Here is a 26,236-nt window from a genome sequence, read left to right as displayed (position 1 = left end):
CCAGAGCAAGACCGCTCCCCGAATCTGGAGGACGACAATGTCTGGACTGCACCATGTCACCGCGATTGCCGGCGATCCCATCCGCAATTTCGGCTTCTACACCCGGGATCTCGGCCTGCGCTTCGTCAAGAAGACGGTCAATTTCGACGATCCCGGCACCTACCACTTCTATTACGGCGACGAGACCGGCCGCCCCGGCACCATCCTGACCTTCTTTCCGTGGGCCGGCGTCTCGGCCGGGCGCCGCGGCGTCGGCGAGACCCACCAGACCGCCTTTCGCGTGCCGCAGCGCTCGCTCGGCTATTGGACCCAGCGCTTCACCGAGAAGGGCATCGCGTACGAGGCGCTGGAGAAGCGTTTTGGCGAGTCCGTGCTGCCGTTCACCGATCCTGATGGCATGGCGCTCGCGCTGGTCGGCGTCCCCGGTGCCGAGAACGAGCCGGGCTGGGGCAATGGCGACGTGCCGGCCGAGCATGCGATCCGCGGCTTCCATGGCGTGACCCTGCTGCTCGACAGCGCGGCGAAGACGGCAGCCGTCCTCACCGACGTGTTCGGCTTCAAGGAAACCGGGCGCGAGGGCTCGGTGATCCGCTTCAAGGCGCCGGGCGATGCCGAGGGCAGCGTGGTCGACATCTATGAGGCGAAGGGCTTTCTGCGCGGGCACCAGGGCGGCGGCTCGGTGCATCACATCGCCTTCCGCGCGGCCGATGATGCCGAGCAGGGCCAGATGGCGCAGAAGCTCGTGAGCAATCACGGCCTGCACCCGACCGAGCAGCGCGACCGCAACTACTTCCGCTCGATCTACTTCCGCGAGCCCGGCGGCGTGCTGTTCGAGATCGCGACCGACATCCCCGGCTTCGCCGTCGACGAGCCCGTGGCGACCTTGGGGCGTGACCTGAAACTGCCTGCTTTCCTCGAACAGCACCGCAAGCAGATCGAGGGCGTGCTGCCGAATCTGGAAGAGACCGTGTCATGACCGAGACTGCATTCATCCATCGTTTCGAGCCCGCGGCCAGCGCGGGCTCCCCTCCGCTGCTGCTGTTGCACGGCACCGGCGGCGACGAGAACGACCTGCTCGGCCTCGGCAAGATGATCTCGCCCGGCTCTGCCCTGCTCTCGCCGCGCGGCCGCGTGCTCGAGCACGGCATGCCGCGGTTCTTCCGCCGGCTCGCCGAGGGCGTGTTCGACGAGGACGACGTACGCCGCCGCGCGCGCGAGCTCGGCGAGTTCGTCGCGGAGGCGCGGCAGCGCTACGGCATCGGCGCACCGATCGCGGTCGGGTTCTCCAACGGCGCCAACATCGCGGCGGCGCTGTTGCTGCTCCAGCCGGACGCGCTTGCAGGCGCGATCCTGCTGCGCGCGATGGTGCCGTTGTCCGATCCGCCCAAGGCTGACATTGGCAACAAGCCGATACTGCTGCTCTCGGGGCAGGGTGATCCAATCGTGCCGGCGAGCAATTCGGCACGGCTCGCCGCGCTGCTGTCGCAGGCAGGTGCGAGCGTCACCCACAAGGTGCTGCCGGCGGGCCATCAATTGTCGCAAGCCGACGTGACGCTCGCCCGCGACTGGATCGGCAGCGTCGAGGCCAAGGCCGCATGATCAAGCAGCGGCGCATCGTTCGAACGATGCGCCGCTGCCATCACTCGAACCAGCCGCGCCGCTTGAACCAGATCAGCGGCAGCACGCCGCTGGCGATGACCGCGAGCCAGGCCAGCGGATAGCCGAAGGTCCAGTCCAGCTCGGGCATGTGCTTGAAGTTCATGCCCCAGATGCCGACCATGATCGTCGGCGGCACGCCGACGACCGACACGATCGTCAGGATCTTGAACAGCTCGTTCTGCTGGATGTTGATGAAGCCGAGCACGGCGTCGAGCAGCAGCTGGATCTTGTCCGATAGTCGCGTCTCGTAATCGCTGAGCGAGACGACGTCCTTGGACACGGCCTCGAGGCGCTTCTTCGACGACGCCGTGATCCACTCGCTGCCGACGTCGCCGGCAAACGCGGCGATGCGGCCCACGCCGAGCAGGACATCGCGCGCCTTGGCGAGGCGCTCGGCCAGCTCGCCGACGGTCTCCAGGGCCTCGCGCATCCTGCGGCTGGAGCGCACCGGCCGCTGGGTGCGCACCAGCCCGCCCTTGAAGACACCGCGCGAAAGCTGATCGACCTTGGCGCCGAGATGCTCCAGGACATCGGCACCGCGATCGATCATGGCCTCGAGCAGGCTGACGAACACGCACATGCCGTTCTCCAGGCTGTCATCGGAGCCGACGCGCTTGCCGATGTCGTCGAAGATCGGCAGTTCGGCAAAGCGCACCGTCACCAGCACGTGCGGACCGATGACGAAGCCCACCGGCGTGATCTCGGCCTCGTTGGCCTCGGTGACCCGCACCGCCGGCGAGCTGAGATAGAGCGTGCCGCGATCGAAGATCAGGCGGCTCGACGCCTCGATCTCGCTGAGCGAGTCTTCCGAGGGAATGCGGATGCCGAGCAGCCGCTCAACGAACTGCTTTTCCTCGTCGGTGCCGTTCAAGAGATCGGCCCAGATGATCTCAGAGGGCATTTCCGCGCCGATGCCGTGCCAGTCGTCGGACGGCCACCTGTAAAGTCTAAGCAAGAACCGAACTCCGCGGCCGCATCATCAAGCCGGATGGCGCATGGCCATCCTCCGCCAACTAACGCGTGAGAGTTCCAAACGTTCGAAATCTCTAGCCGACAGCGGAATTCGGCCCGGATGCTTCCAGGGGACATCGGAGATACCGACCGGAACACCGCCGAGCGATGCACGTTGAACGAACGCGCGAGTGATCCATGGATACGCGTAGTGCATCCCGACATGACGACCTTCCTGGGTGTTGAGGCCTGCGACTTGACCACCGCACCGCCGGCGGCCGATGCGATCCTGTTCGGCGCGTCGGATGCCACGCCATACCTTGCGGGTCAGACCAGCCATGCCGCAAAAGCGCCGGACGTCATCCGCCGTGCGCTGCGTCACTATGAGAGCGATCTCACCCGTTGGGATTTCGACCAGGACGCCGAGTTGCTCGATTCCAGCAAAACGAGGGTCTTGGACGGCGGAAACGTGCCGACCGACCCAATGACGCCGGAGAGCAACCGTGATGCGATCAGGGCAGCCACGCAGGCCATCCTTTCGGTTGGCGCCGTCCCGATCCTCTTGGGCGGTGATGACTCCGTCCCGATCCCTTTCTTCGAGGCGTTCCAGGACAGCAAGGGACTGACCATCGTGCAGATCGACGCCCATCTTGATTGGCGCGATCAGCGCAACGGGTCGGGCTATACGTTCTCGAGCACGATGCGGCGCGCCAGCGAATTGCCCTGGGTCAAGCGCATCGTGCAGGTCGGCTTGCGCGGCGTCGGCGGCTCCGGTCGTGCCGAATTCGATGATGCAAAGGCGTGGGGCGCGAAGATCTTCACGGCAAGACATGTCCAGCATCACGGAATCGTAAGCGTGCTCGACGCGATCGAGGATGACGCCGAGTGCCTGATGACCATCGATTGCGACGGTCTCGATCCATCGGTCGTTCCCGGTGTGCTCGTCCCACAGCCGGGCGGACTGTCCTATTTCGACTTGGTCGATCTCATACGGGGTGTCGCGGCAAAGTCCAGAATAGTCGGCCTGGATGTCGTCGAATTCGTTCCCGAGCGCGATGTGCAGAATCTCGGAGCGATTGCGGTCGCGCGGATCATCTGCAATGCGCTGGGTTGCATTGGGAGACGGAAGGTATAGTGCTTCACTCTTCCGAGCATAGTCTTCTCAAGTCCACCATCCGTCACCGGGATAGGCAACACTATCCGCGGAAGAGATTTCCATCCCCACGCCCTTTCGAAGACGGCTGGCGTAGAATGCGAGAGGCGTTCCCTCGATGTGTCGGCACCAGCGCACCTTGCCGATGAAGAGCGTGTGGTCAGCGATATCGATCGATTGGACCACCTCGCAGGCGAACTGCGCGATTGCCTGCGGGAGCACGAAAAATCCTTGGCGCGGGACGAGCGGCGGTGCGTCGCGCAACAAAGGCCTTCCGGCAAAGTGCGCGCACAGCGCAGCGTCTTCCGCATGCAGGACATTCACCGAATAGATGCCGGCCTTGGCCACAGCCTGCCACGTCCGCCCGTGCATGAGAGAGACAAGCACGGTCGGCGGATTCGCCGAAATGGTCGTGAAGCTGTTGGCGGTCATGCCGAGCGGCGCGCCATCCTGGTCGACGGTCGCGACGACCGTAATGCCCGTCGCGAACCGCGATGCGGCTGCCCGAAAACCGGCCGGTTCGGCATGATGGCCCATTACGCGCCTTCGATCTTGAAATGGCAAAGTGTCGCCCCCTTGGGCGAATAGTTCGGCACGTCGGCTGCGACCTTCCGGCCGACGTCCGAACCGAGCGCCGCGTCCATCGCAGCAGCGTCGGGGAAGAAGGCCTGGAAGATGCAGAAAGGCGCCTCCGCCGGTCCGAGTCGTTGGGGAAAAGCGTAATGGTGACGCACCAGACCGGGGAGTGTCGCTGCCAAGGGTACGTGCTTTTCGACGTAATAGGCCCTGAAGGCCGACGGATCGTCGGGCCTCGGGTAGAGAACGGTCAGGCAGTGCATTGGTGTTCCTCTCAGACATAGCTCAGCCAACCGCCCAGGGAGCGGGACTGACTCCGTCGCGGTTCGGCGTCAGGCGGCGATCCTGCCTCGGCTATCGATCCAGGCGTGGATGCGCTTGTCGCTCGCCAGACGATCCCACTGGCGCTCCGGATAATTGAAGTTCTCGGTGAACTCGTCGCAAAGCTCCCGGTCCTGCGACATGGCGAAAATGAGCCGGCCCAGGGCCTCCGATGGCGGCTGCAGCATCATGTTGGTCCAGCGGGCAGCGGCAAGCACGCGGTTCTCGCGTGCGCGGTCGACGTCCTCGACGAAGCGCGCATCGAATGCCACCGCCTCGACGATCGCCTTGCCGAGTTCGAAGGCCGCATATGAGGCCATATTGGCGCCCTGGCCCATCAAGGGATCGACGACGGAGTGAACGTCGCCCAGGGCAATGGCGAGCTTGTCGCCGTCGAAAACCACCCAGGACTGCCGCACAGTCGGCACCACCGCGCCTTGCAGCAGGTCGAGCGGCTGGGCCAGCCCGAAGCGGTGCGTGTCGATCCGGTCGTAGGTGTGCGGATGATGCTTTTCCAGCTTGTCCAGAAGGGTCTGGCGGAATGCTGCCGGGCTCGCATCGTAGCTGAGCGAGACCAGGTCGGCCATGTCGCCGCCGGGAATGTTTTCCATCAACAGCGCCGTTTTCATGCCGCCGAAGGTCAGCGTGGGAATGACGATCATCTCGCCATGGCCGGGCGAGACGGACAGGGTGACACCGCGCGGATCGTCCCCATCCGGGCTGCCGTGATCGACGCCGTCGTACAGGCCGACGCAAAGCAGGCGCTGCGGCCGACTGTACGGAGAGAGTTCGGGCCGGTGCGCGAACATGCGCCCGAGGGCGCCTTTGCCGGTAGAGACGACGAGAAGGTCGAAGCGCGAGACCAGCGCGGGGATGTCGTCATCCTGAATGCTGGCATATTCGATCAGGCCGCCGCGATCCTCGAAGTCCTTCATCAGTGCCGGCAGGTAGATCCGATAATCCACCGCGCGGCTCGGCCGCTGAAATGCACCGCGGAACAGGAGCCCGCCGTCCGGGAAATTGAAGTAATGATCGTGGTGGTGATAGACCAATTGGGGATCGTCCCAGTGGTTCACGCCGAGCTCGTTCTCGCGCGCGATGGTGACGCTGTGATGCGCGACGGTGTTCATCAGCCGTGTCGCCGCATATTGCTCCGGGGCGCGGTCCGTCAGCACGGTTGCCGCGATGCCCTGCTTCTGCAGGTAGAGCGCCAGATGCAAGCCGCCGATGCCGGCCCCGAGAATGCCGATCGATTTGCTCATTCGTGTCCTCCCCTGAACTCAGGAAGGCTAGACCGGACCCGCCATGCCGTATATGGAATGGTGAGAATATTATAAATTCCGGTGAGGAATGAATGGACCGGATCGAGGCGCTGCAGACCTTCATCCGGGTGATGGAGGCAGGCAGTTTCACCCAGGCCGCCGACGACCTTGGTCTGGGGCAGCCAGCTATCAGCAAGCGGATCGCGCTGCTGGAAGCCGAGTTTCGCTGCCGGCTGTTCGTGCGCACCACGCGCAAGGTTCGGCCGACCCCGGAAGCCGACCGGGTGTTGAAGTACGCCAAGGACATCGTCGCGCTGCTCGAGAGCGCCGGCGCTCCGACGCAGAGCCGGATCGGTAATCCGTCGGGGACGTTGCGGATGACGGTGCCGACGTCGTTCGGCCGCTTCTTCTTCCGTGAGATCTTCGCCGAATACACCCGCCGCTATCCCGATGTCCGGCTGGACGTCAGTTTTACGGAACAGTTTGTCGACCTCATCGAAACCGGGACCGAGCTCGCGATACGGATTGGCAGCCTCAATTCGAGTTCGTTGGTGGCGCGGCGGGTGGGCACGATTAAACGCCGGCTGGTGGCGGCGCCCGCGCTGCTTGCGCGTCATCAGGTGCCCTCGCTGCCGGATCATCTGCGCCGCATGCCGTGCGTCACCTACTCACGCCTGTCGCAGAAGAATCAGTGGACGTTCGAATCCGAAACCGGCCGTTACGTCGTGGACATCGCGCCGGCGATGACCTGCGACGATGCGGACGTGATGACGCTGGCTGCATTGGAGGGGATCGGCGTCGCCGTGCTGCCGAACTGGTGCACGGTCGAGCACATCGCGGCCGGCCGTCTCGTTCATATGCTGCCCGACTTCGTCGTGCCGCCGCTGCCCATGCATGTCGTCTACCCCGACCCGCAATGGATGTCACACCGGGCGCGACTGTTCCGCGATCTGATCATCGAACGTGCGGACGTCTTTGCGCTCGGGTGATCGCTTTCGGCACCCACAGAAACTGGCTCATTCGATTTGCCCAGCGGTCGGGCGCTTCCGGTTTACCCCGGTTTCCGGACAACTCGTCGCCACGCCCTAACGGAAGCGATGGGCCATGAACGGACTCATGCACCGCAGCAAACAACAGCTCTATTCGATCACTTCATCGGCGCGGGCAAGCATCGACGGCAGCAAAGCTAGGCCGAGGGCCTTGGCGGTCCTCAAGTTTACGACGAAGTCGAACTTGGCCGGCTGCTCCACCGGAAGATTAGCGGGTTTTGCTCCACGCAAAATCCTGTCGACGTATTCGGCAGCGCGGCGATACAAATCCGTAAAATTCGGCCCATAAGACATGAGGCCACCCGCTTCGACGTGCTCTCTGGCGTTGTAGATTGTTGGCAGTCGCGCTCCCATTGCTAAAGTCTGGATCTGATCGCGGTGGGTATTCACAAGCGGATCGGCAACTATATACAATGCCCCTGCACCACCTTTTAGCGCCTCGAAGGCAGACGGGATGTCCTCTGCTTGACGAATTGTGAGGATGTCGGTCTCAAGACCAAGCCTCGCCGCCGCCGCTTGCACCTCACTAAGCTCCAGTGCAGACAAGGAATTGCTAATGTTCCCAATAGCTGCCAAACGCCGAAGACTTGGCATGGCCTCGCGCAAAAGTTCTAGGCGCTTGCCGGCAAGATCGGTTGCTACCGTCGAGAGGCCCGTGACGTTGCCGCCAGGTTTCGCCAAACTCGCAACCAGTTTGTTTGCAACTGGGTCTCCCGCCACCGCGAACACGATCGGAATAACCGATGTTGCCTGCATCGCCGCGATAACGTTTGCGGTCCCCGAGGTTACAATGACATCGACTCTAAGCCGAACGAAATCCGTCGCAAATTTAGCGAAGCGTTCACTGTTTCCTTCGCCCCACGCATACTCAATCGCGACGGTTCGCCCCTCGATCCATCCGAGTTCACTCAGTCGCTTCAAGAATGCAGCAAGCCGTTGGCGCTCGACCGAAGGGGTGCTCTGACCCAAGAACCCGATGGTTGGCAATCGAGGGGATTGCTGCGCGCGGCCCGTTACCGGCCGCACGGCCACCAGACCAGCAAGAGCACCAAGCAAATCCCGGCGCCTCATACCTACCTCAACCGCAGACGACGGCATCATATGACTGAGGCCAGCGTTTTGGTAGGGATGAAACCGGCTTCGCCGCGGTCCGATGTCCGAGTTGGGTCAAAGTGCGAAGAACTCAAGTGAGCAAATCTGGTCCGCTATGCCTCGGTGAGCGGACCTCCTGGCGAGGTGCCACCACTTCGCCGATGGGCCGACAGCGGACTCATGCGCTGCAGCAATTGCGACCCTATTCGATCACCTCATCAGCGCGGGCAAGCAGCCCCGGCGGCACGGAGAGGCCGATCGCTTTCGCGGTCCTTAGGTTGATCATCAGTTCGAACTTTGTGGGCTGCTCCACCGGGAGGTCGGCGGGGCGTGCGCCTTTGAGAATGCGGTCCACATAGACCGCAGCACGCCCGATGAAATCGGACATGTTCACCCCATAGCTCATCAGGGTGCCGGCCTCAGTGAACTCCCGGAGGAAGGTTATGACCGGCAATCGCGCCGCTATCGCAAGTTCGGCGAGCTTGGCGCGATGGGGCGTGAAAGGAGATGTCATAATTGCAAGGCCATCCATGCGGGCCCGCGCCATCTCGGCAAACGCATGATCAAACTCTTCAGGACCTCGCGCTTCGAACAATTGAAGGCGAATGTTCAACGAGTGCGCGGCGATCTGAAGCTCCTCCATCTGCAATGCAAGACCCGCGTCGGCCGGGTTGCCAAGGACCGCAACTGCGGTGATGTGAGGAGCGGCCTGCTTCAGAATTTCCAGAAGTTTGCCGATAATTTCCATGCCTACCGAGGCGGTCGTCCCGGTGACGTTTCCACCGGGCTCGCTAAGGCTGGAAATGAGTCCCAGCTTCACGGGATCGGTCGGGAAAGTCATGACGATCGGAATACGGCTGGTCGCGTTTTTTGCTGCCAAGACCGCTGAGGTGGCCGGTGCAACGATCAGGTCTACGTTGAGCGCCACCAGCTCCCTTGCAAGCCCGGGCAACCAGTCGATGTTTCCCTCAGCCCATCGATATTCAATGATGAAGTTCTCGCCTTCAACCCAACCCAGTTCGCGCAGCCTCCGCAAGAACGCCTGGAGCGGACGCTGGACTGATTCCCGGGTGGGGGCGCTTAGATAGCCGATGCGAAAGACCTTCTTCTGTTGCGCAAGGCCGGTCGCCGGCAAGGCCACCGCGGCTCCCAACACCAGGATGAACTCCCGCCGCCTCATTGAGCCCCCGCTAGGAACCACACCATCGGCGCCTGCAGCCTACCACTTTGTGGCAAGACGGCGAGCAAGAATGGGGCAAACAACCGGCTCTAGATCCTGCTAGCGAATGTCCGCATTGTCCACAAGCGGGTATCGCCGCGCTCCCCGACCTTGGTCGGGTTTCGGCCGAAACAGCCGACATTCCGATGCTTGAGATAGAACAGCTAGCCGCCAACAGCGGAAGTGCTGGTGGAATGACCCGCCGTCAGCGCGACCTCTCAATGTCGGCTTCAGTCTCGATACTACTTCCACATGCGACGCAAAGAAAAACGTGACGCATTGTCGGACCATCTTTCACCAATTGGGAGCGGGACCACTTCATGATAGTCCCGCACCCAGAGCACATTGGAGGTCTCATTCCGCTGGAATAGGCATCCGAACTTGCGATATCTTCTAGACCTTGTGCGACCGAGCTATAGCTCTTGGCGATATGTTGTAATGTTTCGCGCCTAGACTCATTGCCGACTTGATCGGCCATCTGTAAAGCTTCGGCGGCCTTGTCCCGAAAGCGCGTGGCGTTTTCCAAACCAGTACGCGCCTTCTGACGGAGTTTGCCGGGCGAGGTCAACCACTCGCTCATATGCGAACCGGTTTCGGCCTGGCGGGCCTTCCGCGGAAGTTGCTCGCGCTCGGGGCTGCGCGGCAGAGACTTCGCCTCGTCGCGCAGCCGATTGGTTTCCTGACGAAGCCGTTCTTCGAGAGAATGGCTCTGCTTGAAGCGACGGCGCTCTATCATGGCGCTGCTCCATTGGTAAGTTAAGCGGAGCGCAACTGGCGTTCACACACACCGATAGAGGTCTCGGACCACTCAGTGATGGAACAAAGTGGAGCCTGGAAGAAGACAAGGCCAACGGTTTATTTCGTTCCGCACACGGAACTATCCAGGAACTACTCAAAAGCAGCCGAATTGGCCAATACCCACATTCGCTTTAGGAACGGCCAACCCGGCGGCTCATTGAAGATTGAGGGACGTCAGTGCCGCGACACGCTGGCGCCAGCACGTTAGTGCCGCAAGGCTACAGCCATGCACGACATGCAAACCCACCTAGAAAAACTCCTCACCGAAGCGGAGGAGTGCGCGCTTATCAGCAGACGCCACGCAGCCGACCAGTCGAAGAAGGAGTTGTTTGCTGATCTCTCCTCGAACCTATTGGGGCTCGCCACCAAGGTGGAACGCGCCATCCAAGAGCGTCAGGACTGGTCTAACAGGTAGGTGCATCGGCGAGCCCTGCCTGCGTCTCGCACCTGACGCTCAGAGAGTAGGTCTAATCGCGACAGGCGATCGGTAGTCAATGATCAGGTTCTTCCCCTCCGGCCATGATCGCGCAAGCTTCCCTGCCACACGTTTGAACAGCGGCAACTACATGGTCGCACCATCAAGATAGCCAATCCGGCGAGCGGCCCCTCTGCCCACCAACGCGCGGCGAGACAAGCAGTGCCGCACTAGTTGCCGGAGTTCCCAACTGGCTGCTCTGCTACGTCTCGGAGGGTGCGGACCTGCTCCGCCCGGCGCGCGAAGCTTAACGGGCGTTGCTTAGCCGACCTAAGACAGCTTGAGCTTCGTCAAAAATCTCCTGCACGATCTCCGCTGCAGGCTGTGTCTTATGGACGAGCGCAGCGCTCTGCCCGGCCCAGAGCGACAGTGCATCTATGTCACCCTCGGCATCGGCTGCTGGTGTATAGGATCGATAACGGACGATTGGGCCACGAGATTTCGAGGTGGCGACGACCTCGCCCTCACCCGGCCGCTTTCCCGAAACTGGACGCCCGGCGGCTTCCCAAGCCGCGACAGTGCTGTTGCGCAATACACGGTGAGGAGCCTTTGGCCATCCGATGTCAAATAGCTCTTCGAGATAAACGGTATCGTCTTCTGTTGCTCGAAATATTCGCTCGCGATAATGGGGATGAATTTCCACTTCAGTGCTCGCGAGGAAACGGGTCCCGATCCAGACCCCCGAAGCGCCGAGCGCCAAGGCAGCGGCAAGTCCACGACCATCGGCAATGCCTCCCGCGGCTATGACTGGGACACGGCCAACAGCATCGACCACTGCGGGTATAAGTGCCATCGTCGCGACCTTCCCACGCACATGGCCACCTGCCTCCCATCCTTGTGCAACGACGATGTCAACCCCGCATTCTACTGCTCGGCGCGCGTCCTCGGCGGTGCCAACCGTATGAAGTACGACGGCGCCGCCCGCCTTCGCGCGGGCCACAAGCGCCGAGGGTTCGCGCCAGAAGAAGGAGATAATCGGCACGCGCTCCTGCAGGCAAGCGTCAAGGCGCTCTTCTTGCGCGAACTCCAGGTTTAAATTGACGGCGAATGGCTTGCTTGTAAGGGCTTGAGTTTCGCGAATTTGCCGACGCAATGTTTCTATGTCCGCTCCCCATAAAGCCAAGGTGCCCAGCCCACCGGCATTGCTCACTGCTGCAGCAAGAGCGGGACCCACCGCTCCGCCCATTGGGGCTTGAATGATGGGAAGTTCGATCCCAAGACGCGTGCACGCTGCCGACATCACGAGTGTGGTCCTCCAGTTTCAGAGCACAGCAAATCAAAGCATGAAGGGCCGCCCGCCGACTAGGGCTGGCTTCCGCTTCAGGTCACAAAGCGCCCTCCCCAGGGCAGGACGGCACGTCCGCTGCATCTGCGAGAACAGACAGCGGATTTGTCAGCACATGCCAGAGCGGCGCACCCACAGTGCACTCTAAAGCGCCGGCAAATCGCGCGGCGGTTTGCGCTTGGCGGAGGCCTGCTCGTAGGCGTAGGCCAGACGCAGCAGCTTGTGCTCGCTCCAGGCACGGCCTGCGAAGGTGATGCCGAGCGGGTAGTCGGGCGTATCCTTGCCATCGTCGGTCCCCGAAACGAACCCGCCCGGCACCATGACGCTGGGATAACCCGCCTTGGCGGCAATTGCGGCGCCGTATGCGCCGGGGAACAGGACGGCGTCGAGCTCGTGCCGGCTCATATAGGCATCCATGCCGCGCGTCTTGGCCGAGAGCAGGTCCATGGCGCGCGCGGATTTGTACTCGCGCTCGCTGAGATCGCCCCTGGTCATCTCCGCGGCGAGAAAGTGGTCCTGGCCGAAACGCAGCGCCCTGTCCGCATTCGCCTCGTTGAAGGCCAGGATGTCGGCAATGGTCTTGATGTCCGTATTGGTCGCCCATTCCTTCAGATACAAATTGAGATCGTGCTTCAGTTCGTAGAGGAACACGACCGGCGGCCGGGCGATCGTGCCTTTGTGGGCGCTCAGCGGATTGCGGTTGAGCACGGCCATCGTCGTGCCGGGCCCGCCGATCCAGCCGGGCGTCGGCATGCTGGCACGCACGATGACGGCGCCGAGATCCTCCAGCACCTGGATCGCTTCGGTCATCAGCTTGACCCTGTTGGGCAGCAGCTTGCCGTAAAAGCAATCGTTCAACGGGTCGGCAGGGTCGCTCGGCACGCCGATACGCGCGCCCTTCAGGGCGTCGGCGGCAAGGCCGTCGGTGAAATCCTCCGGCCGCCGCTGCTTTTGCGTCGCTGAATCGAGCGGATCCTTGGCCGCCAGCACGTTCAGCAGCAGCGCCGCATCGCGCACGGTACGGGTCATCGGCCCGGCGGTGTCCTGGCTGTGCGCGATTGGCACGACGCCAGCACGGCTGATTAGCCCCACCGTCGGTTTCACCGTGACGAGGCCATTTTGGCTGGCGGGAAACAGCAGCGAGCCCGAGGTCTCCGTGCCGATCGAGGCCGCGCACAAACCTGCCGCCACCGCGACCGCCGAACCCGCGCTCGAGCCTCCCGGGGACACGACGGGGATGCCGTGATCGTCGGCCAGCGCCGGCGCATAGGGATTTTTCACTTGACCGCCCAGCGACGAATAGCCGGCGGGCATGTCGACCGCGAGCATGTTGGAAAACTCGGTCAGATTCGCCTTGCCGAGGATCACTGCGCCGGCGTCCCGCAGCAACCTGACGATCGTCGCATCGTCCCGCGCACGCGCGCCTTCCAGTGCCAGCGAACCCGCCGTGGTCGGCTGCGCGTCGCCGGTCGCGATGTTGTCCTTCACCAGGATCGGGATGCCGGCCAGCGGCCGCTTGGCCGACGGCTTGACGCCGTCGAGCCTGCCAGCGATCGCGAGCGCGTCGGGATTGAGCGCGCGTACCGAATTGAGCTTGGGCCCGTCGCGGTCGTAGGCTTCAATGCGCGCAAGACAGGCTTTGACCAGCGCCGTGGCAGTGACATGCCCATTGGCCAAAGCATGAGCGATATCGCTCATCGACGCATGATCGAGCCTTGCATAATCAAGCTTTGGGGAGATCGGCGCCTCGGCGCGGACGGCCGCCGCGGCAATGCCGGCATCGCGGCGGGATGGCTTCTTCACGGCTGCCTCGCCTTGCGGCGCATCTCCACCACGAGACGCGAGCATGCCATCATGCCAGTGTTTTGCCCGACGGGTCAACTTTCGGGCGCACCGCCTCGATCGCACAGGCACGACGTGCAAACCATTGAAACGATTGACCCCGGCTACTGTGCATGGGGTTGTTTTTCAGGTTTTGGTTTGGAGGTGCCCCCTCCAACGCGTGGAGGGGACACGGCAACGGACGCCGCCCTACTCCCAATACCACGTGGAGAAGTCGTTCTCGAACTGCGGCACGTCCTTCCAGACGCCCTTCAGCTTCTTGGCTGTGATGGTGATGAGCTGCGGCTGGTACAGGTAGGCGGAGACCGCGTCGGTGGCGAGCATGCGCTGGGCGTCGCCGAGCAGCTTTGAGCGGGCGGCTTCGTCCGGCGTCGAGACGATCTGCTTGTAGAGCGCGTTGAAAGCCTCGTTGTTGTAGCCGAGATAGTAGTCCGACTCGGTGATCTTGACGAGGTCGAACGGCTCGACATGGCTGACGATGGTCAGATCGAAATTGTGCGGGCCATTGCCGGCGAACACCTGCGACAGCCATTGCGCCCACTCGACATTCTCGATCTTGGCGACGATGCCGACCTTGGCGAGCTGGGCCGCGGCGATCTCCCCGCCCTGCCGCGCATAGGACGGCGGTGGCAGCTTGAGCGACAATTCGAGCGGCGTGGTGACGCCGGCTTCAGCGAGCAGCTTCTTGGCTTTCTCCGGATCGTAGGGGTTGATGCCGGTGGTGTCGACATAGCCGAGCGCGCCCGGCACGTAGAAGCTGCCGATCGGCGTGCCGAAGCCGTCGACGGCGCCGTCGATCATGGCTTTGCGGTCGATCGCGGCAAGGATGGCGCGGCGGACGCGGACATCGTCGAGCGGCTTCTTGCGGTGGTTGATCGCAACGATGGTCTTGGCCCGGGAGCCGCCGACCTGGACGTTGAAGCGCGGATCGGCCTTGAACTGTGCCAAGGCGCGCGCCGCGGCGACGCGCGGGAATGCATCGACGTCGCCCGACAGCAGCGCCGCCACCTGCGCCGCCGGATCGGAGATGAAGCGGATCGTCACCTTGGACAGCTTGATCGCGGAGGCGTTGCGGTAGTCGGCCCATTTGTTCAGCGTGATCGAAGAGCCCTTGGCCCAGCCGCCAAGCTGGTACGGTCCGGTGCCGACCGGCTGCGTGACATTGGTACCCGCGCTCTTCGGCTCGACGATCGAGCCGCCCGCCTGCCCGAGCAGGAACGGCAGGTTCGGCTCGGAATATTTCACGGTGATCACGACGGTGTCGGCGTCGGGTGCCTCGACCTTCTCGAAGGCCTGGTACAGGCTCTTGTCCTTGTTGGTGCTGGTCGGCGCCGCGTTGCGCTCGAACGAGAACTTCACCGCCGCGGAATCGAACGCTTCGCCGTTGTGGAATTTGACGCCCTTGCGCAGCTTGAACGTATAGGTCTTCAGATCGGGCGAAGCGGTCCAGCTCTCGGCCAGCAGCGGCGATACCGAGCCGTCCTCGTTGATCTTGGTCAGCGTCTCGTAGATGTTGTAGAGCGTGACCTCGGCGATCGCGGCCGCGGCCGCGTTGGTCGGATCGAGCCCCGGCGGCTCCAGCGCCATCGCCATGACGACGCTGTCCTTCTTGCTCTGCGCCAGCACCGGCAAAGGCGCCGCGACGAGCGCAGCGGCAAAGGCGACGATCGATAGTTTCCTGAACATGCGCAACTCCCCGGCCAATCCTGTTTCCAGCTTAATGCCAATCCTGCCCCGGACACTAACCTTCCATGGCCGCCTGCGGCAACGCCATCACGGCCTCGGCCTTGTGGCAGGCGGCAAGGTGCCCCTCGCCAACCTTGCGTAACGCAGGCGGAACCTCGCGGCAATGCTGGTCGGCAAGGGCGCAGCGCGCGGCATAGGGGCATCCGGCCGTCGCCGCCGATTGCGAGGCGATCGCCTGGGCCCCGCGCCGGCGCCGGCCACCCCCGGCACGCGCCCGCGGCACCGCCTCGAGCAGCGCCCGCGTATAGGGATGGGCGCCGCGCTCGAACAGATCCTCCGGCTGCCCCTGCTCGACGATGCGGCCGAGATACATCACCGCGACCTCGTCGCAGAGATAGTCGACCACGGCGAGATCGTGGCTGATCAGGATGTAGCTCAGGCCGAACTGCTCCTGGAGGTCCTGCATCAGGTTCAGCACCTGGGCCTGCACGGAGACGTCGAGTGCGGAGACGGGCTCGTCGGCGACGATCAGCTTCGGCTGGGTGATCAGCGCACGCGCAATGGCGATGCGCTGGCGCTGGCCGCCGGAGAATTCGTGCGGATATTTTTCCATGTCCGCATCGCGCAAGCCGACCTGGCGCAACACCGCTGCGACGCGGTCGCGGAACGTGGTGCGGTCGGCACCTTCCAGCACGGTCAGCGGCTCGGCGACGATCCGCGCGATGGTCTGGCGCGGATCGAGCGAGCCATAGGGGTCCTGGAACACCATCTGGAAATCGCGCCGGGCGCGGCGCAGCTCGTCGGCCGGCAGGCGATTGAGATCGCGCCCGAGCAGCGCCACCTGACCTGAAGTGGGCCGCTCCAGCGCCATCACGACGCGCGCGAAGGTGGACTTGCCGGAGCCGGATTCGCCGACGATGCCAAGGCTCTTGCCGGCCTGGACCTGCACGCTGACACCGTTGAGCGCGCGCACCTGCCCCGGCGGTCGGAACAGGCTCTCGCGCGGCAGCATGTAGCGCTGTTCGAGATCCCGGACGTCGAGAAGCGGCGCGGTGCTCATGCGGTCAGCGCTCCGACGCGTTCGGCCATCGACACGTCCGTTCGGATGCAGCGCGCAAAATGGCCGGGGCCGACGCCCACCATCGGCGGCAGCGCCGCGCGGCACTGGTCGATCACGAGCGGACAGCGATCGGAGAAGGTGCAGCCGGACGGCAGATCGGCGAGCTCCGGCACCGTGCCCGAGATCGTCTTCAGCCGCGTCCCCTTGCGCGCGCCGAGCTTGGGCCGGGCACGGAACAGGCCCTGCGTGTAGGGATGGCCCATGCGACGGAAGACTTCGTTGGTCGGCCCGCTCTCGACGACCGTGCCGCCATACATCACCATCATGCGCTGGACGTTCTCGGCGATGACGCCGAGATCGTGCGAGATCAGGATCATCGACATGCCGCGCTCCTCGACGAGGTCGGCGATGAGGTCGAGGATCTGGCCCTGGATGGTGACGTCGAGCGCGGTGGTCGGCTCGTCCGCGATCAACAGGTCCGGCTCGCAGGCAAGAGCCATCGCGATGGTGATGCGCTGACGCTGGCCGCCGGAGAACTGGTGCGGATAGGCATCGACACGACGCGCGGGGTCAGGCAGCCCGACGCGGTCGAGCAAGGCGATCGCCTCTTTGCACGCCTGCGCCGCCGAATATTTCTTGTGACGCCGCAGCGGCTCGGCGACCTGGTTGCCGATCGTGTGCATCGGGTTGAGCGCAGTCATCGGCTCCTGGAAGATCATGCTGATGCGGTTGCCGCGCAGGCGGCAGTAATCGGCATCCGCAAGTCCGACGAGCTCGTCTCCGTCCAGCTTGATGCTGCCGGTGACGACGGCACTGTCCGGCAGCAGCCCCATCAACGACAACGCCGTAACCGACTTGCCGCAGCCGGACTCGCCGACGAGCCCGAGCGTCTCGCCGCGCTTCAGCGCAAAGCTGACACCGCGCACGGCCTGCGCCGGCCCACGACTGGTGTTGAGGCGGACGCCGAGATTGTCGACTTCGATCAGCGGCATGTTGGAGCGCTCGGCCATCGTCATCGCTCCCGCGCCAGCCGGGGATCGAGCAGGTCGCGCAGTCCGTCGCCGAGCAGGTTGAGGCCGAGCACGGAGATTGCGATCGCAGCACCCGGATAGACCGCGAGCATCGGCGACTGGAACAGCAGCGTCTGTGCATCGTTCAACATCCGCCCCCAGGACGGCTGCGGCGGCTGCGTGCCGAGCCCGAGATAGGACAAAGCGGCCTCCGCGAGAATGGCGAGCGCGAACTGGATGGTGACCTGCACGATCAGGATCGACAGAATATTCGGCAGCACATGCTCGATGGTGATGCGGAAGCGCCCCTTGCCCGCCGCGCGTGCCGCAAGCACGAATTCGCGCGCCCAGATCGCATTGGCCGAGCCGCGCGTCAGCCGGGTCAAGGTTGGGATCTGAAAAATGCCGATCGCGACGATCGAGGTCACCATGCCCGGCCCCACCACGGCGGCGAGCATGATCGCGGACAGCACAGCCGGAAAGGCGAAGGTGAAATCGGAGAAGCGCATGATGATCTCCTCCGTCCAGCCGCGCCGGGCCGAGGCGATCAGGCCCAGCGTGACGCCGAAGGTGAGACCGATGCTGACGGCGATGACACCGACCATGATGGTGGATCGGGCACCGGCAAGCAGCAGCGAAACGATGTCGCGGCCGAAGGAATCGGTGCCGAGCCAATGCGCTGCCGAAGGCGGGCGCAGTTTCGAGCCGATATCGATCTCATAGGGCGACCACGGCGTCCATACCAGCGACACCAATGCCGAAGCCAGCACCAGAAGGCTCAGCGCGCCACCGAGGACGAAGCTGCGGTGGCGCAGCGCGCGGCGCCAGAACGTGCGCGCCGGCAGCGGCCGCGTTGCGACGGGCGCGTCGATGGTGATGGGCGCGCTCACAGGTCGTGCACCTTGATGCGGGGATCGATGAAGGCATAGAGCACATCGACCACGAAATTGACGATCACGACCATCGCGGCGAGCAGCATCACGCAATTGCGCACCACGATCAGGTCGCGGTTGGCGATCGACTGGAAGATCAGGCGGCCGAGGCCCGGCAGGTAGAACACGTTCTCGATCACGATGGTGCCGGCGAGCAGATTGGCGAATTGCAGCCCCATCACCGTCATCACGGGTATCATGGCATTGCGCAGCACGTGGCTCCACAGCACCTCGCGCTTGCCGAGGCCCATTGCGCGCGCGGTGCGGACGAAGTCTTCGCGCAGCACTTCGAGCACGGCCGAGCGCGTGACGCGCGCGAGGATTGCGGCCTGCACCACCGCGAGCGAGATCGCCGGCAGCAGCAGCGACTTGATCCCCGGCCAGATGCCATCCTCCCAGCCGGCGAAGCCACCGGCCGAGAGCCATTGCAGCCGCACCGAGAACAGCAGCACCAGGAGAATCGCGAACCAGAAGTTCGGCAGCGCGATGCCAACTTGCGTCAGCGACATCACGCCGACGTCGCCGAGCTTGTTGTGATTGGCGGCGGTGTAGATGCCGGCGGAGAGCGCCAGCGTCACCGTGATCGTCATCGCCATGATCGCGAGCGGAATGGTCAGCACCAGCCGCTCCGCGATCAGGCTGGCGACCGGGGTGCCGTAGACGTAGGAATTGCCGAGATCGCCGACGAGGAGGCCCTTGATCCATTGCACGTAGCGAACGGCCAGCGGCTGGTCGAGCCCGAGCTTGACGGTGAGCGCGCGGACCGCGTCCGGCGAAGCGTCGGCACCCATCAGCATTTGCGCCGCGTTGCCGGGCAGCGCGTCGAGCACCAGGAAGATGATCAGCGATGCGCCGACCAGCGTCGCCAGCAGGGTCAACAGACGTCGGAGGACAAAGACGCTCATGCGCACTCGGCTTCAGGGCTCACCAACGCCACGATCAACATGTCCGGACGCCTTAAGCAAGCTCTTTGCTGCACGCTCATCTCCTCAAGCCGGCCAGCGGGACAGAAGATCGCTTGACGCCTCAAACAGTGCGCTCACGCGCAGCAATTCCGCGTCAGCCCGGAAACGGCCGACCAGCTGAAGCCCGATCGGCAGCCCGTCGCGGGCAAAGCCCGAGGGAAGGCTGATCGCGGGATGGCCGGTCATGTTGAACGGCATGGTCCAGGGGAACCAATGCGGCCGGACGCTGTCGTAGTGCCTGCCGTCGATCTCGATGCTGCCGAACAGGTCCTGCTTGATCGGCAACGCGGTGCGCGTCAGGGTCGGCATCGCCAAGAGATGACCGCGCGCAAGCAGCGATTGCATGCGGCGGAACAACGCGGTGCGCGCGAACATCGCCTCCTGATAATCGACGCCGCTGACTTCGCTGGCGAGCGCGAGCTGCTTGAGAAAAGCCTCGCTCAGCTCGCCCCCATGCTCGGCCGCAAGCTTGGCAAAGCGCGTGCGCCAGACGGTGTGGTTGATGGCGCGCCAGATCGGCTCGATGTCGAAGCCCTCGCCGGAGAATTCCTCGAGCTCGGCCCCTAATCCGGCCAGCCGGTCGAGGCTCGCCTTGAAACTGGCGGCGACTTCGGCGGAGACCGGACGGCCCGGCGGCGTCAGGCAGTACAGAATCCTTATCCCGCGCAAATCGCCGCGTGGTGCGGCGATGCCGATGAAGTCAGGCACGGGCATGCCGATCGACCAGGGATCGATAGGATCTTCGCCCGCCATCGCCTGCATCATCAACGCGGTGTCGGCGACGGTGCGGGTGGTCGGCGTGACATAGGTCTGGTTGCCGAAGACGTCGAGGGCCTGGCTGTGCGGGATCACGCCGTTGCTCTGCTTCAGGCCCACCACGCCGTTGCAGGCCGCCGGAATGCGCGTCGAGCCGCCGCCGTCGGTCGCAATCGCCAGCGGAGCGATGCCGCTGGCGACAGCGACCGCCGCGCCGCCGCTGGAGCCGCCGGAGGAACGGCAGGCGTCCCACGCATTGCGGGTCCGACCGAACAAAGGTGAATCGGTGAGGCACTTGCTGCCGAACTCAGGCGTCGTGGTCTTGCCGATCAGGATCGCGCCTGCGTTGCGCAACCGCGCCACAGCGACGGCATCCTCGGTCGGCACATTGTTCTTGTAGGGAACAGCGCCAAAGGTGGTCTTGACGCCCTTGGTGTTGACGATGTCCTTGACGGTGACGGGGATGCCGTGCAGCAGGCCGAGCGGTTCGCCCGCCATCACCTTGCGCTCGGCGTCGCGCGCCGCTGCGATCGCCTCGTCACCGCACAGAGTGATGAAGCAATTCAATTCGGGCTGGCGCGCCTCGGCGCGGGCAAGTACGGCGCGGGTGAGCTCGACCGGCGATATCCGCCTTGCCGCAATGAGACCGCGCAGCTCGGTTGCGGACAACAGACAGGGATCGCCGTTCATCGTCACATCACGCTCCGAAGCGGGCCGCCATTGGCCCGAAGACATTGACAGCGAGAATGACAGTTTTGTTAACTCGCCTCCAATACGATTTTTGTGGCCAACCCATACGCTCTCGGTATGCCAATGGATCTTCGCCGGCTCCGCTATTTCGTCGCCGTCGCCGAGGCGCGCAGCATCGGCAAGGCCGCCGAGCGGCTCCGGATGGCGCAGCCGCCGCTCTCGGTCCAGATCCGCAAGCTCGAGGCCGAGATCGGCGCGCCGCTGTTCCGCCGCGGCACCCGAGGCATGGATCTGACCGAGGCGGGCCAGGCGTTGCTGGCGCGCGCCAGCGAAGCGCTGGCGCTGGCGGCCGATGGCGCCGAAGCCGCGCGCGCGGTTGCTTCGGGACGGCGCGGCCGGTTGTCGGTTGGTTACATGTTCGTGCTGGCGAATGCGATGCTGCCGCGGCTCATCCCCGAACTGCGCCGCGCGGTTCCCGGCGTCGACCTCAGCTTCGCCGAGCTCAGCGCCTCGACGCGCGAGGCCCGCGTGCTCGACCGCAGCGTCACGGTCGCGCTGTGCATGCCTGCAATCAATCATCCCGAGATCCAGGCGGCAAAGATCGGTGCACAGCCTTTCATGCTGGCCATGCCGATCCGCTCGCCCCTCGCCCGCTTGAGCTCCGTGCCGATGGCCCGGCTGCAGGGCCGTCCGCTGATCGCACTGCCGCATCCGGACCATGGACCCGCCTCCTCCGCGGTCGTCCCTTTATTGCGTCGGCACCAGATTGTGATGCCGATCGCCAGCCGGGTGGAGACGGTGCATTCGGCGATGAGCCTGGTTCTGGCCGGCGAAGGTCTCGCCATCCTGCCGGCCTGCGCACAGCTCGGCGCGCCACGCGGAGTCGTGTTCAGACCCCTGCGTGACGTCGCTGACTCCCTCGACATCGCAGTCTGTTGGCGGCGGGACTCGCAAAGTCCGCTGATCGGAACCTTCCTGAAATGTGCCGAGAAGGCCGTCGCGCGGATGTGACGCGGACTACCAGCTCCAATTGATCTCGTGGCTCCAGGGCGGATCGGCGCCCGGACGCGTGCAGGTCAGGCCGGCACAGTTGGCCGCAAAGGACAGCGCACGGCGGAGCTCGTCCGCGCCGATGTCCTTCAATCGCGGCCGGGCGATGCGGCCCTGCTTGTACAGGGCGAACAGCAGCGCCGCCTGAAAGCTGTCGCCAGCGCCAATTGTGTCGGCCACCTCGACCTTGGGCGCAGCGACTTCAATCTGCCCTGCTCGCGCATGCCAGGCGATGGCGCCGTTGTTGCCGCGAGTGATGACGACAAGGCTCGTGCCCTGCGCCAGCAATGTGCTCGCGCGCTGCTGATAAGGCTCCTCGCCGAACAGATAGGCGAAATCGACGTCCGACATCTTGATGAGATCGGCACTCCTTGCGAACTCCGCCATGCGCGCGAGATAAGCCGGCTTGTCCTTGACGAGATTCGGTCGGCAGTTTGGATCGAGGGCGATCGTGGTCGACGCCCGCGCGTCTGCAATCAGCGCCTTGGTCTCGGCCGCACCGAGGTCGTTGACCAGCGTGGTCGAGCCGACATGGAGAGCTTCAATCGTGTCGAAAGGAACTGTGCCGCGCCGGTACGTCCAGCTCCGCGTCGCGGTCTCGGCATCGTAGAAGGCGTAGTGCGATTCGCCTTCGACAATACGGACAAAGGCGAGCGTGGTCTGGTGGTCGCTGCGGGTGGCGAGATCGAGCGCGACGTTCGATGCGGTGGCATGATCGGCGATCATGCGCCCGAACAGGTCGGTCGAGATGCCGCCGACAAAGCCGGTCGGCGCACCCAGCCGCGCCATGCCGATCGCGACATTCAGGCAGGAGCCGCCGACCGCGGGCATCACGGCCTCGCGTCCGTCGACGTTTCGCGTCGGCACGAAATCGATCAGCGCATCGCCGCAGGCAATCAGCATGTCCTTCAACCTCTCGCGACACTGCCCATCGCGGCGCGGCTGCCGCGATCGACTTCGCGCAGCAGCTTGTAGACCTCGCGCTTGCGGGTGTGAAATGTGGCCATGTCGGGCGCGGTTGGCTCGCTCTTGCGCCCCAGCGCCGACATTTTTGCCATGGTCTCGCCGATTGAGGCATAGGCGCCGCCGGCGACCGCCCCGAGCATCGCGGCGCCCAGCAGGACCGGCTCTTTCGTTTGCGGCAACGCAACCGTGAGGCCGGTGGTATCCGCCATGATTTGGCGAACCAGCGGGCTGCGGCTGGCGCCGCCGCCCATGATCATGAGACTGGAGCGCACGCCATGCGCTGCAAAGGCCTCGATCACCTCGGCGAGACCATAGGCAAGACCGCAGAGACCGCCAACGAACAGCCGCTCCATCGAGGCGATGTCGGTGTCGAGATCGAGGCCCGCGATCACCGCGCGCGTGTCAGGGTCGGCATAGGGCGAGCGATTGCCGATGAATTCCGGGAGCACGTGGACGTCGCACGCCAGCAGCGCGGCGCGGCTGGCATCGCCGGCGCGCGCGATGATGCGGCGCTCGAGGAAATCGATGAGATCGAGGCCCTCGCTGCGCGCCGCCGCGCTCGCCTCGCCATGGCCGGGATGCGACTTGAGGAGATGATCGATCGCGGCGCCCGCGGCGGACTGCCCGCCTTCGTTGAGCCAGAACTCCGGCACCATGCCGGAATAATAGGGGCCCCACACGCCCGGCACGAAGCACGGCTCCTTCGTCGTCGCCATGATGCAGGCCGACGTTCCCATGATGTAGGCGAGACGGTCGCTGACATCGCTCGCGCCCCCCGATCCGTCGCGGCCGCCGATCGCGCCGATGCCGCCGGCATGGGCGTCAATCAGGGAGGCGCCGACCGGGATGCCCGGAGCGAGGCCGAGCTCGACTGCTGCTGCCGGCGTGAGCCCGGCGCCGAGGCGCGTACCGGGCGCAACGATCTCGGTGCCGATGCGCGCGTATTTTTCGGTGACGAAGTCGGACAGGCCGATGCGCTTGAAGAACGGCGCGCTCCAGCCGCCGCCGTCATGGGCGAGATAGTTCCACTTGCAGGTGACGGTGCAGGTCGAACGCTGCAGCGCCCCGGTCGCACGCCAGGTCAGATAGTCGGCCAGATCGAGGAAGTGACCGGCGGCATCGAAACTCGCGCGCAGATGCCGCTTCAGCCAGAGCAGCTTCGGCATCTCCATCTCCGGCGAGATCGAGCCGCCGACATAGCGCAGCACGGCGTCCTCGGTCTCGTTGATCAGCCGCGCCTCGGCCGTGGCGCGGTGATCCATCCAGACGATGACGTTGCGCTGCGCCTCGCCGGACGCACTGACGGTGAGCGGCTCGCCTTGCGGATCGAGCACCACGAGGGAACAGGTGGCGTCGAAACCGATGCCGCCAATGCTGTCGGGGGCGACGGCAGCTTCCGCCATCGCCGCCCGCACCGATTTGACGCAGGCCTTCCAGATGTCCTCCGACGACTGCTCGACGATATCGCCGGCCTCGTGCCAGATCCTGATCGGATGCCGGGCCGTCGCGAGCAGTGTGCCGGCCTCGTCAAACACCCCTGCCCGCGTGCTCGTGGTCCCCACGTCGACGCCGATATACGCTCGCGGCATAGTCGCTCCCGGTCGCTTTCCGTCCGTTTTGACGTAAGCCTACCAGCAAGTGTAGCCGCCATCCACCAGCACGATGCTGCCGGTCATCAGGCTCGCGGCCTCGGATGAGAGGAACAGGACGACGGAGGCGATCTCCTCGACTTGCCCCATCCGCGCCATCGGGGTTCCACCGATCCAGGCGTCGTACATCTTCGGATTGCTCTTCACGAAGGCGTTGAGCGGCGTCTCGATATAGGTCGGGGCCACCGCGTTGACGCGGATGCCGCGCGCGCCCCATTCGGCGGCCAGAGACTTGGTCAGATGGTGCACCGCGGCCTTGGAGGCGTTGTAGAAGCACTGCTCCTGCGGCTTGTTGACGATAAAGCCGCTCATCGAGCCGACATTGACGATGGCACCGCTCTTCGCCTTGAGCATGTGCTTGCCGAACTCGCGGCAGCACCAGAAGGTGCCGTTGAGATTGACGTCGATGACGTTGAGCCAGTGCTCGTCGGTGACGGTCTCGGCCGGCGTCTCGCTGCGCGCGATGCCGGCATTGTTGATGAGGATGTCGACCTTGCCATGGCGGGCGACGAGATCATTTGCCACCTCCGCCACGCGTGTGGTGTTGGTGACGTCCATGATTGCGGTCTCGGTGTCATAGCCCTTCGCCTTCAGGCTGGCTTTGGCGCTGTCGGCGACCTTGCCGTCGCGGTCGCCGATGATGACCTTCGCACCGGCCTCCGCCAGCGCCTCCGCGCAGGCGAGGCCAATGCCCTGCCCGCCGCCGGTGATGAACGCGGTCTTGCCGCTCAGCCTGAACTTTTCCAGATACATGATCGTCTTTCCGTTTCTTGTCAGCCCCGAAGAGCGTTGCCGCTCTCGTCGAAGCGGTGGATGCGCGCTGGGTCCGGCATCAGCGACACCCGGTCGCCGGCATGCAGGCTCAATTCGCCGATGTAGCGCGCCGTCAGCATGCCGAGCGCGCCGGCATCGACGTAGAGGAAGGTGTCACTGCCGAGATGCTCGGCCACCGCAATGGTGCCCTGCCAGCCTCCGCCGCCGTCGCGCTCGATCTTCAGATGCTCCGGCCGGACGCCGATCGTCGCTGCCCCCTTCTGCAAAGCGGGCTCGCCGGTGACGAAGTTCATCTTGGGCGAGCCGATGAAGCCGGCGACGAAGAGGTTGGCGGGCCTCTCGTAAAGCTCCAGCGGCGAGCCATATTGCTCGATCTTGCCGCCGTTGAGCACGACGATCTTGTCGGCCATGGTCATGGCCTCGACCTGGTCGTGGGTGACGTAGATCGCGGTGGTGCCGAGCTGCTTCTGCAGCCGCGTCACCTCGATGCGCATCTGCACGCGCAACGCTGCATCGAGGTTGGAGAGCGGCTCGTCGAACAGGAATGCCTTTGGCTCTCGGACGATGGCGCGGCCGATCGCGACGCGCTGGCGCTGGCCGCCGGAGAGCTCGCGTGGCTTGCGGTCGAGGTAGGGCGTGAGGTTCAGGGTCGCGGCGGCCGCCTCGACCTTGCGGTTGATCTCGTCCTTCCGCAAGCCCGCCATCTTCAGGCCGAAGCCGATATTGCCGCGCACGCTCATATGCGGATAGAGCGCGTAGGACTGGAACACCATCGACAGTCCGCGCTTGGCGGGCGGCGTATCGACGACGTTCTTGCCGTCGATCAGGATCTTGCCGCCGCTGACGTCCTCGAGCCCCGCGATCAGCCGCAGTAGCGTGGTCTTGCCGCAGCCGGAGGGACCGACGAACACGACGAAGGAGCCGTCGGCAATGTCGAGGTCGGCGCCCTTGATGATGTGCACGGGGCCGAAGGACTTTTGCACGCCCTGAAGTGTGATCTGACCCATGGTCCCCCT

At 64.5% G+C, this 26,236-nt stretch carries 25 protein-coding genes; 6 read left to right on the top strand and 19 right to left on the bottom strand.

Annotated elements, in window-relative coordinates; genetic code table 11:
* The first annotated feature begins 37 nt into the window (after positions 1-37).
* Together XI05_RS38025 and XI05_RS38020 are read left to right on the top strand one after the other, a co-directional pair.
* Positions 38-976 carry a ring-cleaving dioxygenase gene (locus XI05_RS38025; RefSeq protein WP_271511360.1) on the top strand — a complete coding sequence of 313 codons (939 nt, stop codon included), beginning with the start codon at positions 38-40 and terminating at the stop codon, positions 974-976.
* Positions 973-1,599 (top strand): alpha/beta hydrolase, encoded by a 627-nt coding sequence (locus XI05_RS38020; protein ID WP_271511358.1) that lies wholly within the window; start codon positions 973-975, stop codon positions 1,597-1,599. The genes XI05_RS38025 and XI05_RS38020 overlap by 4 nt, the downstream gene beginning before the upstream one ends.
* A gap of 40 nt (positions 1,600-1,639) precedes the next feature.
* On the opposite strand, the gene XI05_RS38015 is transcribed toward XI05_RS38020, so the two are convergent.
* Positions 1,640-2,614, bottom strand: coding sequence for a magnesium transporter CorA family protein (locus tag XI05_RS38015; protein WP_271511355.1), 975 nt, complete (start codon positions 2,612-2,614; stop codon positions 1,640-1,642).
* Positions 2,615-2,833: 219 nt separating this feature from the next.
* Between XI05_RS38015 and XI05_RS38010 the strand changes: the two genes are divergently transcribed.
* Positions 2,834-3,745, top strand: a complete 912-nt coding sequence (locus tag XI05_RS38010; protein WP_271511353.1) for an arginase family protein — start codon at positions 2,834-2,836, stop codon at positions 3,743-3,745.
* Between the two features lie 27 nt (positions 3,746-3,772).
* Here the strand turns inward: XI05_RS38010 and XI05_RS38005 are convergent, their stop codons facing one another.
* The 3 genes from XI05_RS38005 to styA all read right to left on the bottom strand — a co-directional run bounded on the left by XI05_RS38005 (position 3,773) and on the right by styA (position 5,922).
* Positions 3,773-4,300: a flavin reductase family protein gene (locus XI05_RS38005; RefSeq protein ID WP_271511350.1), complete on the bottom strand. Its 528-nt coding sequence runs from the start codon at positions 4,298-4,300 to the stop codon at positions 3,773-3,775.
* Entirely contained in the window at positions 4,300-4,602 is a 303-nt protein-coding gene (locus XI05_RS38000; RefSeq protein WP_271511347.1) for an EthD family reductase, read from the bottom strand. Before XI05_RS38000 ends, XI05_RS38005 begins: the two co-directional genes overlap by 1 nt.
* 69 nt (positions 4,603-4,671) lie before the next feature.
* Positions 4,672-5,922: a styrene monooxygenase subunit StyA gene (gene styA / locus XI05_RS37995; RefSeq protein WP_271511345.1), complete on the bottom strand. Its 1,251-nt coding sequence runs from the start codon at positions 5,920-5,922 to the stop codon at positions 4,672-4,674.
* 92 nt (positions 5,923-6,014) lie between these two features.
* Between styA and XI05_RS37990 the strand changes: the two genes are divergently transcribed.
* Positions 6,015-6,911, top strand: a complete 897-nt coding sequence (locus tag XI05_RS37990) for a LysR family transcriptional regulator (RefSeq protein ID WP_271511342.1) — start codon at positions 6,015-6,017, stop codon at positions 6,909-6,911.
* Between the two features lie 150 nt (positions 6,912-7,061).
* Here the strand turns inward: XI05_RS37990 and XI05_RS37985 are convergent, their stop codons facing one another.
* From XI05_RS37985 to XI05_RS39590, 3 genes are all read right to left on the bottom strand, one after another.
* Positions 7,062-8,042, bottom strand: a complete 981-nt coding sequence (locus tag XI05_RS37985; protein WP_271511339.1) for an ABC transporter substrate-binding protein — start codon at positions 8,040-8,042, stop codon at positions 7,062-7,064.
* Between the two features lie 223 nt (positions 8,043-8,265).
* Positions 8,266-9,219, bottom strand: a complete 954-nt coding sequence (locus tag XI05_RS37980; protein ID WP_271511336.1) for an ABC transporter substrate-binding protein — start codon at positions 9,217-9,219, stop codon at positions 8,266-8,268.
* Between the two features lie 268 nt (positions 9,220-9,487).
* On the bottom strand, positions 9,488-10,018 hold the full coding sequence (locus XI05_RS39590; protein ID WP_333940075.1) for a hypothetical protein: 531 nt from the start codon (positions 10,016-10,018) through the stop codon (positions 9,488-9,490).
* Between the two features lie 288 nt (positions 10,019-10,306).
* On the opposite strand from XI05_RS39590, the gene XI05_RS37970 reads away from it, so the two are divergent.
* Positions 10,307-10,495 (top strand): hypothetical protein, encoded by a 189-nt coding sequence (locus tag XI05_RS37970; protein WP_271511333.1) that lies wholly within the window; start codon positions 10,307-10,309, stop codon positions 10,493-10,495.
* A 307-nt stretch (positions 10,496-10,802) separates the two neighbouring features.
* Here XI05_RS37970 and XI05_RS37965 read toward each other — a convergent pair whose 3' ends face one another.
* From XI05_RS37965 to XI05_RS37930, 8 genes are all read right to left on the bottom strand, one after another.
* The gene (locus XI05_RS37965) at positions 10,803-11,795 is read right to left on the bottom strand and encodes an NAD(P)H-dependent flavin oxidoreductase (RefSeq protein WP_271511955.1); all 993 of its coding nucleotides are present in this window, start codon (positions 11,793-11,795) and stop codon (positions 10,803-10,805) included.
* A gap of 189 nt (positions 11,796-11,984) precedes the next feature.
* Positions 11,985-13,643: an amidase family protein gene (locus XI05_RS37960; RefSeq protein ID WP_271511330.1), complete on the bottom strand. Its 1,659-nt coding sequence runs from the start codon at positions 13,641-13,643 to the stop codon at positions 11,985-11,987.
* Positions 13,644-13,871: 228 nt separating this feature from the next.
* Positions 13,872-15,368, bottom strand: coding sequence for an ABC transporter substrate-binding protein (locus XI05_RS37955; protein ID WP_271511327.1), 1,497 nt, complete (start codon positions 15,366-15,368; stop codon positions 13,872-13,874).
* 55 nt (positions 15,369-15,423) lie between these two features.
* On the bottom strand, positions 15,424-16,428 hold the full coding sequence (locus XI05_RS37950) for an ABC transporter ATP-binding protein (RefSeq protein ID WP_271511323.1): 1,005 nt from the start codon (positions 16,426-16,428) through the stop codon (positions 15,424-15,426).
* The gene (locus XI05_RS37945; RefSeq protein ID WP_271511320.1) at positions 16,425-17,438 is read right to left on the bottom strand and encodes an ABC transporter ATP-binding protein; all 1,014 of its coding nucleotides are present in this window, start codon (positions 17,436-17,438) and stop codon (positions 16,425-16,427) included. Before XI05_RS37945 ends, XI05_RS37950 begins: the two co-directional genes overlap by 4 nt.
* Before the next feature lie 2 nt (positions 17,439-17,440).
* Positions 17,441-18,328 (bottom strand): ABC transporter permease, encoded by an 888-nt coding sequence (locus tag XI05_RS37940; protein WP_271511317.1) that lies wholly within the window; start codon positions 18,326-18,328, stop codon positions 17,441-17,443.
* Positions 18,325-19,275, bottom strand: a complete 951-nt coding sequence (locus XI05_RS37935) for an ABC transporter permease (RefSeq protein WP_271511314.1) — start codon at positions 19,273-19,275, stop codon at positions 18,325-18,327. The genes XI05_RS37940 and XI05_RS37935 overlap by 4 nt, the downstream gene beginning before the upstream one ends.
* A gap of 84 nt (positions 19,276-19,359) precedes the next feature.
* Positions 19,360-20,781, bottom strand: a complete 1,422-nt coding sequence (locus XI05_RS37930; RefSeq protein ID WP_271511952.1) for an amidase — start codon at positions 20,779-20,781, stop codon at positions 19,360-19,362.
* Between the two features lie 123 nt (positions 20,782-20,904).
* Between XI05_RS37930 and XI05_RS37925 the strand changes: the two genes are divergently transcribed.
* Entirely contained in the window at positions 20,905-21,792 is an 888-nt protein-coding gene (locus XI05_RS37925; RefSeq protein ID WP_271511311.1) for a LysR family transcriptional regulator, read from the top strand.
* A gap of 6 nt (positions 21,793-21,798) precedes the next feature.
* On the opposite strand, the gene XI05_RS37920 is transcribed toward XI05_RS37925, so the two are convergent.
* Genes XI05_RS37920 through XI05_RS37905 form a run of 4 tightly spaced genes read right to left on the bottom strand, consistent with a single transcriptional unit; the run spans position 21,799 to position 26,227 of the window.
* On the bottom strand, positions 21,799-22,734 hold the full coding sequence (locus XI05_RS37920) for a carbohydrate kinase family protein (protein ID WP_271511308.1): 936 nt from the start codon (positions 22,732-22,734) through the stop codon (positions 21,799-21,801).
* 5 nt (positions 22,735-22,739) lie between these two features.
* Positions 22,740-24,386 (bottom strand): FGGY-family carbohydrate kinase, encoded by a 1,647-nt coding sequence (locus XI05_RS37915; protein WP_271511301.1) that lies wholly within the window; start codon positions 24,384-24,386, stop codon positions 22,740-22,742.
* Between the two features lie 39 nt (positions 24,387-24,425).
* The gene (locus XI05_RS37910) at positions 24,426-25,199 is read right to left on the bottom strand and encodes an SDR family NAD(P)-dependent oxidoreductase (RefSeq protein ID WP_271511299.1); all 774 of its coding nucleotides are present in this window, start codon (positions 25,197-25,199) and stop codon (positions 24,426-24,428) included.
* A 20-nt stretch (positions 25,200-25,219) separates the two neighbouring features.
* On the bottom strand, positions 25,220-26,227 hold the full coding sequence (locus tag XI05_RS37905; protein WP_271511297.1) for an ABC transporter ATP-binding protein: 1,008 nt from the start codon (positions 26,225-26,227) through the stop codon (positions 25,220-25,222).
* Positions 26,228-26,236: the final 9 nt, after the last annotated feature.

Source organism: Bradyrhizobium sp. CCBAU 11357, from assembly GCF_028128865.1.
Classification (GTDB): Bacteria; Pseudomonadota; Alphaproteobacteria; order Rhizobiales; family Xanthobacteraceae; genus Bradyrhizobium.
Note: the sequence above shows the minus strand (reverse complement) of the source record. Positions and strands in the feature narration are given on the sequence as shown.